At 69.7% G+C, this 14,359-nt stretch carries 13 protein-coding genes; 10 read left to right on the top strand and 3 right to left on the bottom strand.

What is annotated here, in order from left to right:
* The first annotated feature begins 224 nt into the window (after window positions 1-224).
* The 6 genes from ACFCVM_RS07880 to hpaD all read left to right on the top strand — a co-directional run bounded on the left by ACFCVM_RS07880 (window position 225) and on the right by hpaD (window position 7,710).
* Window positions 225-1,271, top strand: coding sequence for an amidohydrolase family protein (locus ACFCVM_RS07880; protein WP_375835566.1), 1,047 nt, complete (start codon window positions 225-227; stop codon window positions 1,269-1,271).
* A gap of 97 nt (window positions 1,272-1,368) precedes the next feature.
* A complete protein-coding gene (locus ACFCVM_RS07875; RefSeq protein ID WP_375835565.1) occupies window positions 1,369-2,385 on the top strand; it encodes an ABC transporter permease in 1,017 nt (338 codons plus the stop codon).
* A gap of 93 nt (window positions 2,386-2,478) precedes the next feature.
* The gene (locus ACFCVM_RS07870; protein WP_375835564.1) at window positions 2,479-3,666 is read left to right on the top strand and encodes a substrate-binding domain-containing protein; all 1,188 of its coding nucleotides are present in this window, start codon (window positions 2,479-2,481) and stop codon (window positions 3,664-3,666) included.
* Window positions 3,663-5,300, top strand: coding sequence for a sugar ABC transporter ATP-binding protein (locus ACFCVM_RS07865; RefSeq protein WP_375835563.1), 1,638 nt, complete (start codon window positions 3,663-3,665; stop codon window positions 5,298-5,300). Before ACFCVM_RS07870 ends, ACFCVM_RS07865 begins: the two co-directional genes overlap by 4 nt.
* Window positions 5,297-6,646, top strand: a complete 1,350-nt coding sequence (locus ACFCVM_RS07860) for a DUF3500 domain-containing protein (RefSeq protein ID WP_375835562.1) — start codon at window positions 5,297-5,299, stop codon at window positions 6,644-6,646. The genes ACFCVM_RS07865 and ACFCVM_RS07860 overlap by 4 nt, the downstream gene beginning before the upstream one ends.
* 68 nt (window positions 6,647-6,714) lie before the next feature.
* Window positions 6,715-7,710 (top strand): 3,4-dihydroxyphenylacetate 2,3-dioxygenase, encoded by a 996-nt coding sequence (gene hpaD / locus ACFCVM_RS07855; RefSeq protein WP_375835561.1) that lies wholly within the window; start codon window positions 6,715-6,717, stop codon window positions 7,708-7,710.
* Window positions 7,711-7,844: 134 nt separating this feature from the next.
* Here the strand turns inward: hpaD and ACFCVM_RS07850 are convergent, their stop codons facing one another.
* Both ACFCVM_RS07850 and ACFCVM_RS07845 read right to left on the bottom strand, forming a co-directional pair.
* On the bottom strand, window positions 7,845-9,035 hold the full coding sequence (locus ACFCVM_RS07850) for a hypothetical protein (protein ID WP_375835560.1): 1,191 nt from the start codon (window positions 9,033-9,035) through the stop codon (window positions 7,845-7,847).
* 34 nt (window positions 9,036-9,069) lie between these two features.
* Window positions 9,070-9,630 carry an RNA polymerase sigma factor gene (locus ACFCVM_RS07845; protein WP_375835559.1) on the bottom strand — a complete coding sequence of 187 codons (561 nt, stop codon included), beginning with the start codon at window positions 9,628-9,630 and terminating at the stop codon, window positions 9,070-9,072.
* 106 nt (window positions 9,631-9,736) lie between these two features.
* Between ACFCVM_RS07845 and ACFCVM_RS07840 the strand changes: the two genes are divergently transcribed.
* The 3 genes from ACFCVM_RS07840 to ACFCVM_RS07830 all read left to right on the top strand — a co-directional run bounded on the left by ACFCVM_RS07840 (window position 9,737) and on the right by ACFCVM_RS07830 (window position 13,306).
* The gene (locus ACFCVM_RS07840) at window positions 9,737-10,216 is read left to right on the top strand and encodes a pyridoxamine 5'-phosphate oxidase family protein (RefSeq protein ID WP_375835558.1); all 480 of its coding nucleotides are present in this window, start codon (window positions 9,737-9,739) and stop codon (window positions 10,214-10,216) included.
* Window positions 10,217-10,470: 254 nt separating this feature from the next.
* Window positions 10,471-11,907: an MFS transporter gene (locus tag ACFCVM_RS07835; protein ID WP_375835557.1), complete on the top strand. Its 1,437-nt coding sequence runs from the start codon at window positions 10,471-10,473 to the stop codon at window positions 11,905-11,907.
* Window positions 11,908-11,953: 46 nt separating this feature from the next.
* The gene (locus ACFCVM_RS07830) at window positions 11,954-13,306 is read left to right on the top strand and encodes a hypothetical protein (protein WP_375835556.1); all 1,353 of its coding nucleotides are present in this window, start codon (window positions 11,954-11,956) and stop codon (window positions 13,304-13,306) included.
* Window positions 13,307-13,344: 38 nt separating this feature from the next.
* Here ACFCVM_RS07830 and ACFCVM_RS07825 read toward each other — a convergent pair whose 3' ends face one another.
* Complete coding sequence (locus ACFCVM_RS07825) at window positions 13,345-13,767, bottom strand: helix-turn-helix domain-containing protein (protein WP_375835555.1); 423 nt, start codon at window positions 13,765-13,767, stop codon at window positions 13,345-13,347.
* A 71-nt stretch (window positions 13,768-13,838) separates the two neighbouring features.
* On the opposite strand from ACFCVM_RS07825, the gene ACFCVM_RS07820 reads away from it, so the two are divergent.
* Window positions 13,839-14,279: a hypothetical protein gene (locus ACFCVM_RS07820; protein ID WP_375835554.1), complete on the top strand. Its 441-nt coding sequence runs from the start codon at window positions 13,839-13,841 to the stop codon at window positions 14,277-14,279.
* Window positions 14,280-14,359 lie beyond the last annotated feature (80 nt).

The raw sequence follows: 14,359 nt of genomic DNA, 5'->3' as shown, positions 1-14,359 counted from the left end.
TGGGTGCGTGCCGCTCCGGATGCGGAGCGGCGTTCGGTTCCGCCCGGCGACAGCCGGGCGTGATTGCAGGCTAGCCACGGGGAGGGCGTGACGGACCCGCGATCTGTGCAAACTAAGCGTGCAGGCCGCGGCCTGTCGCCCGGGGCATCCGCAACGTACATTTGCGGCCAGTGCCACTCGCACCGCACCATCGCCCCACCGCCCACGCAGAGGAAGCCGGACCAATGACGGTCGTCGACATCAACATCCACCACCTGCCCGAGGATCTGTTCTCGAACGAGAAGATCCTGAACGGGTTCCTCGGCAGCGCGCCGCGCGGCTTCGGCGAGATCGCCCGGGTCGAGACGATGGAGTCCGGCAAGCGGCACCTCATCCTCGAGAAGCCAGCCGGCCACCAGAACCTCAACTACGTCGAGGGCGACTACTCGGCCGACGCGAAGCTCGCCGCGATGGACGAGGCGGGCGTCGACTACGGCATCATGCGGGTGCCGGTGTGGCAGGAGTGGCTCGACCTCGAGACCTGCAAGGCGGTCAACGACAACGCGTTCTCGATCGCCGAGCGCTCGGGCGGCCGGCTCTTCGCCACCGTGTGCCTCCCGCCGTGGGGCCGAGCCGACATGATCGACGAGCTCAAGCGCTGCGTCGATCGCGGCGCCGTCGGCGTGCAGCTCGCCTGCCACTACGGGCAGCTCTACCTCGACGACCCGACCTTCGAGCCCTACCTCGAGGTGCTGAACGAGCTCGGGCTGCCCGTGATCGTGCACCACACCCCGCTGCCGGTCGAGTGGCGCTCGGTCGTCGACTACACGAACCTCCGCCGCGAGTACGGCCGCATCATCGACCAGTCGACCGCCGTCGGTCGCGAGCTCTTCAGCGGCATGTTCGACCGTTTCTCGAACCTCCGCTTCATCCACACGATGCTCGGCGGCAACTGGTTCGCGAACACGGCGCTCATGACGCCCCACCGGCCGAACAAGGCGGAGGCGCTGCAGCGGCTCGACCCGACCGGCGGCGAGAAGATCCAGCAGTACCTGCGCGAGAACATCTTCTTCGACCTCACGCACCCGCACTCGTGGGGCAAGACCCAGATCGAGGCCGCGCTGCAGATCAACGGCGCCGACCACTACCTCTTCGGCTCCTCGTTCCCCGTCTTCTACAGCTGGATGAGCCAGGGCGTCGAGTTCATGAACCACGAGGTCGAGATCTCGGCCGCCGACCGCGAGCTCGTCATGTCGGGCAACGCGAAGCGCATGTTCGACCTGCCCATCTAGTCCAAGAATCTGTCGTCACAGGACGGCACCCAGATCCCGCGGCGCACACGCCGCGAGCCGAGTCGCGCGACGAAGCGCAGACAGGAGTGACCGCGCCATGCCCGGTTCCGCGATGAAGACCATCCCCGAGACGGCCGTCGTGCAGCGCGTCGACCCGACGCCGCCGCCGCGTTCGTGGGCCAGGGACATTCCCCAGCGGTTCGCCGTGATCGGCGTCTGGATCGCGATGGCGGTGCTGTTCGCGGTGCTCCTGCCGCAGACGTTCCTCACCTACGGCGCGTTCCGGGCGATCTTCGGCGGGCAGCAGGCGCTCGTCTTCCTCGCGGCCGCCCTGCTCGTCACCATCATCGTCGGCGAGTTCGTCGACATGTCGGTCGCGGCGAACTTCGGGTTCGCGGCGATCGTCGTGCCGGTGCTGTACACGACGTACGGCTGGAACGTGTGGCTCGCGATCATCACCGCGATCGTCGCCTCGACGCTCGTCGGGCTCGTGAACGCGTGGCTCATCGTGAAGGTCGGCGTCAACACGATCGTCGTGACGCTCGGCATGTCGACGGTGCTGCTCGGCATCTCGCTCGGCATCGCGAACATGACCGCGGTGAGCGGGCTGCCCGGCTGGCTCGGCCAGGCGCTGCAGTTCAACCTCCTCGGCCTGCCGATCACCTTCTACCTGGGCCTCGTGCTGATGCTCGGGTTCGCCTACGTGCTCGCCTTCACGCCGCTCGGTCGCAACATGCGCTTCGTCGGCGCGAACCGCGAGGTGGCGAGGCTCGCCGGCGTGCGCGTGACGCGCATCCGCATGGGCGCCTTCGTCATCGCCGGCCTGATCGCCGGACTCGGCGGCGTCATCGCGGCCTCGGCGACGGGCGGTTTCGACCCGAACGTGGCGAACATGTACCTGCTGCCGATGTTCGCGGCGGTGTTCCTCGGCACCGCGATCCTGCAGCCGGGCCGCTTCACCCCGCTCGGCGCGCTCATCGCCGTCTACTTCCTCGCGACCGGCGTACTCGGCCTGCAGCTGCTGGGCGCCTCGTCGTGGGTCTCGAACGTCTTCTACGGCGGGGTGCTGGTCATCGCCGTCACCCTGTCGACCGTGCTCAGCCGAAGACGCTGAAACCGCACCATCCGCACCGAATCGAACCGAACCGCACCGCACCGCACCGCACCGCACCATCCGCTCCTCGCAACGACGCCCAGGAGGCACACCATGCACATCACTCCCACCACCAGCACCAACCGACGGTCGCGCCGCGGGCGCGCCCTCGTCACGGCCGGCACGATCGGCGCCGCCGTCATCCTGCTCTCCGCCTGCTCGGGCGGGGCGACGGCCGACCCCTCGGCCTCGCCGGGCGCGAGCGACGGCTCAGCCTCCGACCTCGAGGCGGCGGTCGCGGCGCTGCTCGAACCGCGGGACGAGTACCCCGTGCCGACCGAGCCGACGGGCGACGTCGCGTCGCTCGCCGGCACGACCGTCTACTACGTGCCGCTCACCCAGCAGTCGCCGCAGTTCAACGTCACCGGTGAAGCGGTGACCGAGGCGTTCGCCGCGGTCGACGTCGACGTGCAGATCTGCAACGGCAACGCGACGCCGACCGAGATCGACTCGTGCATCACCCAGGCGACGCAGGCCGACGCCGCCGCGATCATCACCGACGCGATTCCCTACGGCATGGCGTCGAATGCACTCGACGCGGCGCAGGCCGCCGGCATCCCCGTCGTGCTGAACAACAACTACGAGATGCCCGAGCACCCGGCATCCGAGACGCTGCAGTACGGCCCCGACGCCGCCGTCGACCAGCTCGTCGGCCTCTTCCAGTGGATCGCGCTCGACTCCGGCGGCACCGGCAACGTGCTCTTCAACGAGGCCACCGACGGCTCGGCGGCGCTCACCGCCGAGGAGGCGCTCGCGCAGGCCAACGAGGTGCTGCCCGACGGCGAGATCATCGTCAACGAGATCTCGAGCTCGAACTTCCCCCTCATTCCATCGTCGACGAGTTCGGCGCTGCTGCAGCACCCCGAGATCGGCTACGTGTTCCCGCAGTTCGCGAACCACCTCCAGCCGACGCAGGGCGGTGTCGAGCAGGCCGGTCGCCTCGCCGACACCAAGGGCGCCGTGAGCGCCGCGCAGCTCGGCGCGCTGCAGCAGCTCGAGGCCGACAACTTCCTCTACGCCGCAGCCGGCCAGGCCTCGGTGTTCCAGGGCTGGGTCGCCGCCGACATCGCGATGCGCATGCAGCTCGGCACGGAGCTGCCCGAGTACGAGATCCCGTTCCGGCTCTTCACGCGCGACACGATCGGCGACGTCGAGCTGACCGCCGAGGCCGAGGCATCCGGCGAATGGTTCGGACCGGCCACGTTCCGCGACGACTTCCTCGCGATCTGGGGCGCCGAGTGACGACCCCGCACTCGTCGGTGGCACGGGCGGCGACGCCCGTGCCACCGGCACCCCGACTCTCGGTGCAGTCGCTGAACGTGACGTTCGGCTCCACCCGGGTGCTGCACGACGTCGACGTCGTCGTCGCGCCGGGGGAGATCCACGGCCTCGTCGGCCAGAACGGCTCGGGCAAGTCGACGTTCGCGAAGGTGCTCACCGGCCTGAACCTCCCCGACGAGGGCGCCGTGGTGGCCATCGACGGCTCGCCGTTGCCGTTGCCGATCCGCCCGCACCAGGCGCGCGACTACGGCATGTCGGTCGTGCACCAGAACCTCGGGCTCGTGCCCGAGATGACCGTGCTCGAGAACATGCGCATGGGCCGCCTCGAAGGCCACGGCCTCTTCCGCCGCATCGACTGGGCGAAGGAGCGCGCCGAGGCGATGCTCGCGTTCGAGCGCATCGGCCGGCTCGTGCCGCTCGACTCCCGGGTGTCGTCGCTCAGCGAAGAGGACCGCACCGCGGTCGCGATCGCGCGAGTGCTGCAGGATGCTACCCCGGGCGCCGGCCTCATCATCTTCGACGAGTCGACCCGCGCGCTCGGTCGGCGCGCGCTCGAGAACTTCTACCAGGACCTCGACGACATCGTCGCCACCGGCACCTCGGTGCTGCTCATCACGCACCGCCTCGAAGAGATCGTCGACGGCGCCGACAGCGTCACGGTGCTGCGCGACGGCCGCGTCGTCGAATCCGCACGGCCGGTCGAGGGGCTCACCGAGGCCGAGCTGACCACGCTCATCCTCGGCCGCACGATCATCGACCTCGGCGAGCGCATCGTGCACGAGCGCCACGACGACACCCCCGAGCTGCGCGTCGAGGGCCTCACGGGCCTGCGCCTGCGCGACCTCTCGTTCTCGCTGCACCAGGGCGAGGTGCTCGGCATCACCGGCATCGGCGGCTCGGCGTACGACGACGTGCCCTACCTGCTCGCCGGAGTCACTCCGGCCGAGGGCGGCACGATCGAGCTGCCCGATGAGACGATCGAGCTCACGGGGCTCGACCCCGCTCGCGCCATCGAGCACGGCATCGCGATCGTGCCGCAGGGCCGCGAGCACGCGGGCCTCGCGATGAGCGAGACCGTGCTCGAGAACGCGGCGTTCCCGCAATCGGCCCGGCGTCGCCCGCTCTCGCGGCTGCAGCTCGCAGCGGAGCGAGCGCTCGTCGACGACTGGATCGGGCGACTCGACGTGCGCCCGCCGCGGGCGGACGCGATCGTCGGCACCTTCAGCGGCGGCAACGCCCAGAAGGTCTTCATCTCGAAATGGCTCGCGACCGACCCGCGGATGCTGCTGCTGCACGAGCCGACCCAGGCGGTCGACGTCGGCGCGCGGCAGACGATCGTCGAGGCCGTGCGCTCCGCCGCGGAGGATCGCTTCGTGATCGTCGCCGGATCGGATGAGAACGAGCTCGCGCTCCTCTGCGACCGAGTGCTCGTGCTCGTCGACGGCCGCATCGACCAGGAGCTCACGGGCGAGCTGTCGCCCGACCGCATCGTCGAGGCGATCTACTCGGGCAGCTCCCGCGCGAAGCTGCGCGACCGCACGCTGACGGGCAGACTCGATGCACCCGGCCCAGAGGAAAGGCAGGAACGATCGTGACCGCAGATGCAGGAGCAGGTGCAGGCACGGGAGCCGCCGCCGGCGCAGCCGACGAGCAGCTCGACGGCTTCTTCTCGACCGCGCGGGTGACCGCGCGCGACGAGGCGATCGAGCTCGCCGGCACCGACTTCCGCCGGTTCCTCTACGACCACGACGACGAGACGCTCGCGCCGTGGCGGGGCATGGGCTACCAGGAGTTCTCCGACGCGCGCCGTGACGACCGGTTCCTGCAGGCGCTGCTCGACGAGTGGAACGCGAAGCTCGACGAGCCCTTCGCCGGCGTCACCTCCGACGGGGTCGTACGGCCCGGGCTCTACGAGCTGGCCGAGCGCGGCGACGACGCCGAACTCGTCGCGGCAGCCGAGCACGCGATCGCGACGCTCTCGGACTCCCAGCAGTACGCGTTCCTCCACCCGCTCGACTCGAACGAGTGGCGGGCGTGGAGCAACCCCGAGTTCGTCTTCCACCGCGTGGGCCTGCGGCTCGAAGACCTCTCCGAGGAGCAGGTCGCCGCGATGCTCCGGCTCGTCGAGGCGTCGCTCAGCGCCGAGGGGTACGAGCGCGTGCGCGAGGCGATGCAGCTGAACGGATTCCTCGGCGAGCTCGTCGACCTGCCGACGATCCTGAACGACCGCAGCTACTGGGTCGCGCTCTACGGCGATCCGGTCGCGGGCGGGGCATGGGGGTGGCAGCTGTTCGGCCACCACGTCGCCGTGCACTTCGTCACCGTCGCGGGTCGCCACGTCGTCGCGCCCGTCTTCATCGGCGCCGAGCCCGCGCTCTCCGACGGCGAACGGCCGCCGATCTTCGAGGCGCGCGAAGAGACCGCGCTCGAACTCGCGGCCTCGCTCACCGACGAACAGCGGGCGGCCGCGGTCGTCTACACCTCGGTGCTCGACCCGAAGATGCCCGCGGGGCGCCTGCACCCGGCCGACGAGCGGCACGTCGCCGGCGCGTTCCACGACAACCGGCTCATCCCGTACGAGGGCATCTCGGCGTACGACCTCGACGACGAGCAGTGGGCGCTGCTGCTCGACCTCGTCGAGGACTACCTGCTGCTGCTGCGCCCCGATCAGCGCAGGCTCACTCGCGCCGACGTCGAGGAGCACCGCGACGAGACCTGGTTCGTCTGGTACGGCGGCACCGACGGCACGCAGCCGTTCTACTTCCGCATCCAGAGCCCGGTGATCGTCGCCGAGCTCGACCACCACGCCGGGGTGTGGCTGAACAACCGGGTGCCGCAGCGCTTCCACGTGCACTCGACCCTGCGCCTGCCGAACGGCAACGACTACGGCCGCGCCTACATCGAGCAGTGGCGCGCGCGACAGGGCGACGCGCAGGCCTGACCGGCTCGTTCACCGCACCCGCACCACGCACCCGCATCACCGCACCACCGCACCACGAGGAGCCAGACATGCTGCCCACCACGAACTTCGACCCGCCCTTCGCGATCACCCGCGCGAGCCACGTCTCGCTCGCGGTCACCGACCTCGAGGCGAGCCGCGACTTCTACCGCGACGTCATCGGGCTCGTCGTGACCGAGGAGGCCGACGACGTCGTGTACCTCCGCGGGCTCGAAGAGGCGGCGCACCACTCGCTCGTGCTCGAACGCGCCGACGAGGCGAAGGCCCTGCGCGTCGGCCTGCGGGTGCGGGAGGACCGCGACATCCTCGCCGCCGAAGCCTGGTGCCGGTCGAACGGTGTCGAGCATGAACGTGTCGAGCGCCCGCACCAGGGGCCGACGCTGCAGTTCACCGACGCCGTCGGCACGCGCATGGAACTCACCTCGTCGATGGCGCAGGTGCCGCGCAAGATGCAGGAGTTCCACGAGTTCGTCGCGGGTGCGCCGCAGCGCCTCGACCACTACCAGGTCGTCACCTACGACGTGCAGGCGGCGACCGACTTCTGGACCGGCCTCGGCATGCGCATGTCGGAGTACACCGCGACCGATGGCACCGACGAGCTGTGGGGCACGTGGATGGAGGTCAAGGGCAACACCCACGACCTCGTCTTCACCAACGGCCGCGGCCCGCGGTTGCACCACTTCGCCTACACGGTGCCCGACGCGACCGCCCTGCTGCATGCAGCGGATGTCGCGGGCTCACTGGGCTTCGGCGACGAGATCGACCGCGGGCCCGGCCGTCACGGCATCTCGAACGCGCTGTTCCTCTACCTGCGCGACCCCGACCAGCACCGCGTCGAGCTGTTCACGACGCACTACCAGTTCATCGACCTCGAAGACCAGCCGATCCGCTGGGACGCCAGCAACCCCCGCCGCGCGCAGCTCTGGGGCATGCCCGCCTCGCGCCGCTGGTTCTTCGAGGCGAGCGAGTTCCCGGGTGCCGAGGTGCACGACCCGCGGCTGCAGGCGACGCCCGCGACGCTCGAAGACGTGCTCAGCCTGCACTGACCGGCCCGGCCGCTGGGAGCGGTCGCCGGGGGGCGTCCGAGAGCAGATGCGACTGAAACGGCGGCGGCGGATGCCGCGGCTCGCGCCGCGGCATCCGCCGTTCTCATCGTGCGTTCGCGTCGTCGCGACCTTCGTCAGCGGTTGCTGCGCTGAGCCAGCACCGCCTCGGCGAGTGCGATCGCCGTGTCGCGGTCGCTCGCGCCGACCGTGAGCCAGTCCTGGTCGATCCTGAGGTCCACCGCGCAGCTCCCGTCGAGGGCATCGTCGCATCGGATCGCTGCGGCATCGTCGGGCCGATTGCCGACGAGCTCGACTCGGGAACTCGTCCCGGCGAGCAGCATCCGTTCGAACGCCCAATGTCCGCCACGCAACCAGTCCACGTCCGCCACGCCTGCCTCGGTTTCGGGGATCAGCCACCGGCAGCCCGCATTTCCGGCAGTACGGCGAGCCTCGTCCGTCGAGCTCCAATTCCCATGCGGACCCTTCGGCCAGGTGACGGCATCGGAGGCCCCGGTGATGGATCGTGCACTGTCGAGCGGGAGGATCCCCTCGCAGTCTTCAACGGTCGTCATGCTCGTCTGCTCGGGACTGCTCGGCGGCGCGGCGGGCCCGGCTGCGGCGACCGAACTCATGATCGCGTCGACCACCGGCTGCCACGCTGACGCGTGGAGGGCGTTCGAATCACCGCCCTCCGCGGTGACCGTCACCCAGGCATCGCCGAGCACCGCGGTTCCGATGCAGCTGCTCTCGTTGCAGAAGTTCTGGTCGGCGGGCTGGCCATAGGCAGCCGCGGCTTCGCTCCACCCGGCCAGTGGACGAGGAACAACCGACACCATGAGCCCGGCGTACTCGGAGTTCCAAGCGGCCTGCATGCTGTCCATTGCGATGCCGTTCGACCACTCGCAGACGGTGCCGCCAACTGCGAGAACCGACGAATGCGTCGGGATGCCGATGCCGACGCCGGACTCGGTGACAATGGGATCGGTCGGTGAGACGTCGCCGGCGAAGAGGTCGGTCACAAGGGCTCCGTCGACCAGCGTCTCGCAGGAGAGGTCGTAGCGTGGCGCCGGTTGCCCTGACGACACCGCATACTCACTCGGAGTGGGTGTCGGTGCCGACGGGGCGGGTGTCGGCGTGACATCCGCTGCCGGTGCAACGCTCTCGGGAGCTGACACGACGCCGAGCGCGAAGGCGGCGCCGGCGCCGAGGCCGAGAAGAACGACGATTCCGAGAATCAACCCGGCGACTCGGTCGCCCGCAGCCGATCGCTTCTTCGGCGGGGGTTCGTGTGCGGCCCGTTCGAGCACGTTGTGTTTGACTGACACGAGCAGGCGTGTCAGTTCGTCACCTGTCGGTGGTTCAGACCTCATCGAGGGTCACCGCCTTCTTCAGTCGGGTACGGCTTCGGGATACTCGTTGCTTCACGGCACCGACGCTGAGGCCGAGTTGCTCGGCGGCGTCGGCATAGGGCATTCCTTCGATGAGGCACAGTTCGCACACACGCCGATCGACGGGTTCGAGGCGCTCGATCTCGTCGAGCACCCAGCGCAGGTCGTCGCGAGCCGTCTCGGAGTCGTGATGCTCCTGCACCGTCTTCGCGGCCCTGATCGAATTCTCATCGAGTTCATCGGCGCGGTTTCGTGCCGCTTTGCGCAGGACATTCATTGCGAGGTTCCGGCACGTCACGAGCAGCCACGGCAGCAGCGACGCCTCGGCGATCGTGATCCCGGCAGCCTTGCGCCACATCGTCAGGAACGTGTCTTGAACGATTTCTTCGACGTCCTGACGGTTCGCCGCGAGTGCCCATGCGTACCGTGTCACTGCAGCAGCATGCCGATCGAACACGATCGGCAGTGCTCGCTGGTCGCCGCTCGCCAACTTCGTCAGAAGATCGGCGTCGGTGCCTTCATTCTCGTCCACGTGCACCTCCTCACCTTAGAGATGTCGCTCGATGCGAAAAGGTCACACGTACGATGCAGGGTCGGGTCTCTCGTGGCCGGCGCCGTACTCGGCTACCGTGGCGCCCATGCAGAGCGATGCGGCACCGAACTCGCCCGGAACGCCATCCGAGATGGCGCAGCGTCTGATCGAGCAGAACACCTATCTCACCCTCGCGACCAGCGACGGAGGCGGGCGTCCGTGGGCGAGCCCCGTCTGGTTCGCGCCGCGCGGCCTCGCTGAGTTCTACTGGGTGTCGCGAACCGGCCGACGGCACTCGCGCAACATCGAGGCGCGCCCCGAGGTGGCGCTCGTGGTCTTCGACTCGACGGCGCCCGTCGGCCATGCCGAGGCCGTGTACGTCGATGCGGTCGCCGGCCAGGTCGACGACGTCGACCTCGCGGCCGCGCTCGCGGTCTACAGCGGGCGTTCGGTCGAGCGTGGGCTTCCGGCTTGGGATGCCTCGGCGGTGACTGGCGATGCTCCGCACCGCCTGTACGTGGCGCGCGCGATCGACGTGTTCGTGCTCGACGAGACCGAAGGGCGCGTCAGCGTTCCCGTGAGGTGAACGGCCGACCCGCATCTCGCCGACTCGGCGCCCATCGGCTTCTGCTTTGTCCGGTGCGTTTGCCAGTTCCCCCTCAGCGCTGAGGCGGAACTGGCATACCTGCTTGGCAACTGTCTCTGCAACGCCAGCGTCGGGGCCATCGACCGTATCTCGGCCGATCCGCGGGAACGTGTCGATCTCGCCCGCTGCGATTCGACGCATGAGTAGAGGCATCCGCTTCTGGAACATCCGCTCTCATGACGTAGGAGAAGATCGTGTCGACTCCCCGGGCCCTTCGGCCGCTGCGCAACCCCGCCTACCGCTGGCTCGCGGCGGCGCTCGTGTCCTCACTCGTCGGTTCCGGCATCTGGCTGGTCGCGCTCGTCTGGCAGATCGTGGCGATCGGTGGCGGCGCGGCCGAGCTGTCGCTCGTCGCGGGCGCGTCGGCGGTCGGCATGCTGCTGACGACGCTGCTCGGCGGTGCGCTCGCCGACCGCATCCCGCAGCGGAGGATCCTCGTCGTCGTCGAGATCGTGCGCACCGCGAGCGTCGGTATCGTCGCGCTGCTGTCGCTCACGGGCACCCTCGCGGTCTGGCAGCTCGCCGCGGTGGCCCTCGTCGGCGGCGTGATGGCCGGGCTGTACTACCCGGCCTACTCGGCGCTGCTGCCGAGCGTCGTGCCCGAAGACCAGCTGCTCGCCGCAAACGGGTTCGAGGGCATGGCCCGTCCCGTGCTCATGCAGGCCGCGGGCCCGGCGCTCGCGAGCGCGCTCATCGCGGTCTCGTCGCCCGGTGCGGCACTCGCCGTGGCCGCGCTGACAGGTGCAGCAGCGGTCGGATTCCTCGTGAAGGTGCCCGACCTGCCGCTGCGGAGCGAGCAGCTGGGCGAACCGGCCGGCGAACGCGGCGAGCATGGCGAGCACGGCGAACAGTCCGAGGCGGGCATCGGCGGCACGCGGCATCCGGCAATCGCATTGCTCGTCGACGTGCGCGAGGGCTTCGTCTACATGGCCCGCACGCCCTGGCTGCTCGGCACGCTCGGGTTCGCGTCGCTCCTCATCCTGCTGATCATGGGGCCGTTCGAGGTGCTCGTGCCGTTCGTGATCAAGGATGCCGCCGGCGGCGGCCCGCAGGAGCACGCGCTCATTCTCGCGGCGTTCGGCATCGGCGGCGCGTTCGGCTCGATGGTCGTCGCCTCGCTCAGGCTGCCGCGTCGCTACCTGACGGTGATGAACCTGCTGTGGGCATTCGGATGCCTCCCGCTCGCGGTCTTCGGACTGACCGACCAGATCTGGCTCATGGCGATCGCGGCGTTCACCGTCGGTGCGGCGTTCAACGGCGGCGTCGTGATCTGGGGAACGCTGCTGCAGCGCCGGGTGCCGCCGGCCATGCTCGGGCGAGTCTCGAGCCTCGACTTCTTCGTCTCGCTCGCGTTCATGCCCGTGTCGATGGCCATCGCGGGGCCGGCGGGGGAGACGGTCGGGCTGCCCGTGGTGTTCCTGATCGCGGGGGTCGCACCGGTCGTGATCGGCGTGGTCGCGATCGTGGCGGCGAGGATGACGCGCGACGAGATCGCGCATCCGCTCGACGCGGGCGATGACGCGGTGGCCGAAGCGGTGACCGATGCCGTGGCTGACGCGGGTGACGCGGGTGATGCGCCTGCCGAAGGTGCGGATGTCAGCACCCAGGGCCTCGTGCCGGTCGGGGCGTGACCGACCGCCTCAGCAGCCTCCCAGCCGCGCCCATAGGATCAATGGCATGGCCGGATTCTGGGGCAAGCGCAAGCGTGACGAGCAAGAACTCAACGCTCAAGATGCCGTCTTGGCGCAGCGGGCCGGCAGCGCCCTGGTCGCCGCCGATGAGCGCGTGCGCGTCACCGCCGACGAGCTCGCCTTCGCCGATGCCGAGCTCGGCCACGACGCGACCGCCGAGCTGCGCACCGCGCTCGCCGCGGTGAAGGAGCACCTCGGCGAGGCGTTCCGTCTGAACCAGCTGAACCACGACGAGATTCCCGACACCGCCGAAGAGCTGCGCACGCGCAACGCCCGCATCGTGCAGCTCTGCGACTGGGCCGAAGACGTGCTCGACGAGCACATGTCGACCCTCGCTGACAAGATCGCGCGGGCGCGCCGGGCTCCCGAGATCATCGCCGGAGTGCGAGCGGATGCCGCGCGCCTCCGCCTCCGCATTCCGCAGGCCAGCGAGACCATCGACCGGCTGGCCGCCCGCTACGCGCCCGAGGCGCTCGCCCAGGTCGAGGCCAACCCCGCGCAGGCCGAGCAGCTGCTCGGATTCGCCGAGCACAGCGCCGGTGTCGCCGAGCGTCGCCGCGAGGCCGGGCAGCGCGAGCAGGCGAACCTCGCGCTCGAGGCCTCGACGGAATCCGTGCGCCGTGCCGCGACCCTGCTCGACGCGGTGGAGACGTTCGAGGTCGAGGCGCTGCGCGCCGAGTCGACGCTGGCCGCGATCGTCGAGGACTCGCGCGGCGACGTTGTCGCCGCGCTCAAGGAGCCCCAGTCGGCCGGGGTCGCGACCGCGATCACCGCGCTGCAGGGAGCCCTCGCCTCCCTTCCGGCGGCCGGTGTGAACACCGACCCGTTCTCCCTGCTGAGTCGCCTGCGCGATGCGAATTCAGGGCTGGATGCCGCGATCGCCGCGGCCCGCGAGCGCGCTGCGCGCCCGATCCCGCCGCTCGAACACGTGCACCACGCCATCGACGACGCCGACCGGCAGCTCGCGGTTGCCCGCGACGTCATCGCCGGCCATCGCGGCTGGATCGGCGCCGATGCCCGCACTCGCCTCGCCGAGTCCGAGCGCGTGCGCGTCGACCTCGACCGCTTCCTCGGCACGCCCGCCGCGACGGTTTCTGTCATCGACGAGGATCACCGTGAGCAGGCGATGCTGATGGCGAGGCGCGTCGCCCACCTCGCGGCCGAGGCACTGCAGCTTGCGCAGCGCGATATCGACTCGTCACGCCCGCAGGATCGCGGGCAGTGGGGCGGCGACAACTGGGGTGGTGGCGGCCGACGTGGTGGCGGGTCGTCGGATGTGATGGGCGGGATCCTCGGCGGGCTGGTGATCGGGAGCATCCTCGACGGGATGTTCGACTAGGCCGCCCGCTCGACTCGGGTAGAGCCGTGGCTGGTGCGTCAACGGCGCCCTTGTTCGATCCATGAGGCGCTGACATTGCATGCCTCCGCCCAGACGCGGACGGTCGCGCCGTGTGGCTGCACGACCCCTCGCTCGGCGTTGCTGATCGTCGCACGAGAGATCCCAGCGGCCCGGGCGAGCTCGTTCTGCTCCAGACCGGCCGTCTCGCGGGCCTTCCTCAATCTGTCGGCGATCGTCCACTTCGGAATGGTCGTGCCATGTCCGCGGTCTCCACCACCCGTCGACGCGTTGGGCTTCGGTGTTCGGACAGAGTCGCTCGGAACCCGCCATCGTCCATTGACCTTGTAGGCGCCAGGAAGTTGGTCATGTGACAACCATCGATGCAGGGTTCGTCTCGAAACTCCGGCGATCGCGAGGTAGCCATCGAATGTGAGATAGTCGGCGGTAACACGTGGATGCATGATGTGACGGTATCGCAGAGGCCATCGGATGGAAACATGACATTTGGGCTGTCATGACATGTCAGGGTGACATGTCACCCTCGATTCTGCTGCTCGAGCACGTGCACCACGCCATCGACGACGCCAACCGGCAGCTCGCGGTCGCTCGCGATGTCATCGCAGGTCACCGCGGCTGGATCGGCGCTGACGCCCGCACTCGCCTCGCCGAGTCCGAGCGCGTGCGCGTCGACCTCGACCGCTTCCTCGGCACGCCCGCGGCGACCGTTTCTGTCATCGACGAGGATCATCGCGAGCAGGCGATGCTGATGGCGAGGCGCGTCGCGCACCTCGCGGCCGAGGCGCTGCAGCTCGCACAGCGCGACATCGACTCGTCACGCCCGCAGGACCGCGGGCAGTGGGGTGGCGACAACTGGGGCGGCGGCGGTCGACGTGGCGGCGGGTCGTCGGATGTGATGGGCGGGATCCTCGGCGGGCTGGTCATCGGAAGCATCCTCGACGGGATGTTCGACTGAGACTGATGCCGCCCGGGGTGCCGGGCGGCGCGTGCCAGGCGCACGCCGTGCCAGGTCGTGGCGTGCGTGAGTCCCTTTCG

Source organism: Agromyces sp. NPDC056389, assembly GCF_042262385.1.
Taxonomy (GTDB): domain Bacteria; phylum Actinomycetota; class Actinomycetes; order Actinomycetales; family Microbacteriaceae; genus Agromyces.
This window is presented reverse-complemented; position numbering and strand designations above follow the sequence as displayed.

Bases quoted from the DNA above. Each gene is read 5' to 3' on its own strand.
- ACFCVM_RS07880 (WP_375835566.1), top strand. From the start codon at position 225: ATGACGGTCGTCGACATCAACATCCACCACCTGCCCGAGGATCTGTTC.
- ACFCVM_RS07875 (WP_375835565.1), top strand. From the start codon at position 1,369: ATGCCCGGTTCCGCGATGAAGACCATCCCCGAGACGGCCGTCGTGCAG.
- ACFCVM_RS07870 (WP_375835564.1), top strand. From the start codon at position 2,479: ATGCACATCACTCCCACCACCAGCACCAACCGACGGTCGCGCCGCGGG.
- hpaD (WP_375835561.1), top strand. From the start codon at position 6,715: ATGCTGCCCACCACGAACTTCGACCCGCCCTTCGCGATCACCCGCGCG.
- ACFCVM_RS07840 (WP_375835558.1), top strand. From the start codon at position 9,737: ATGCAGAGCGATGCGGCACCGAACTCGCCCGGAACGCCATCCGAGATG.
- ACFCVM_RS07830 (WP_375835556.1), top strand. From the start codon at position 11,954: ATGGCCGGATTCTGGGGCAAGCGCAAGCGTGACGAGCAAGAACTCAAC.
- ACFCVM_RS07825 (WP_375835555.1), bottom strand. From the start codon at position 13,767: ATGCATCCACGTGTTACCGCCGACTATCTCACATTCGATGGCTACCTC.
- ACFCVM_RS07820 (WP_375835554.1), top strand. From the start codon at position 13,839: ATGTCACCCTCGATTCTGCTGCTCGAGCACGTGCACCACGCCATCGAC.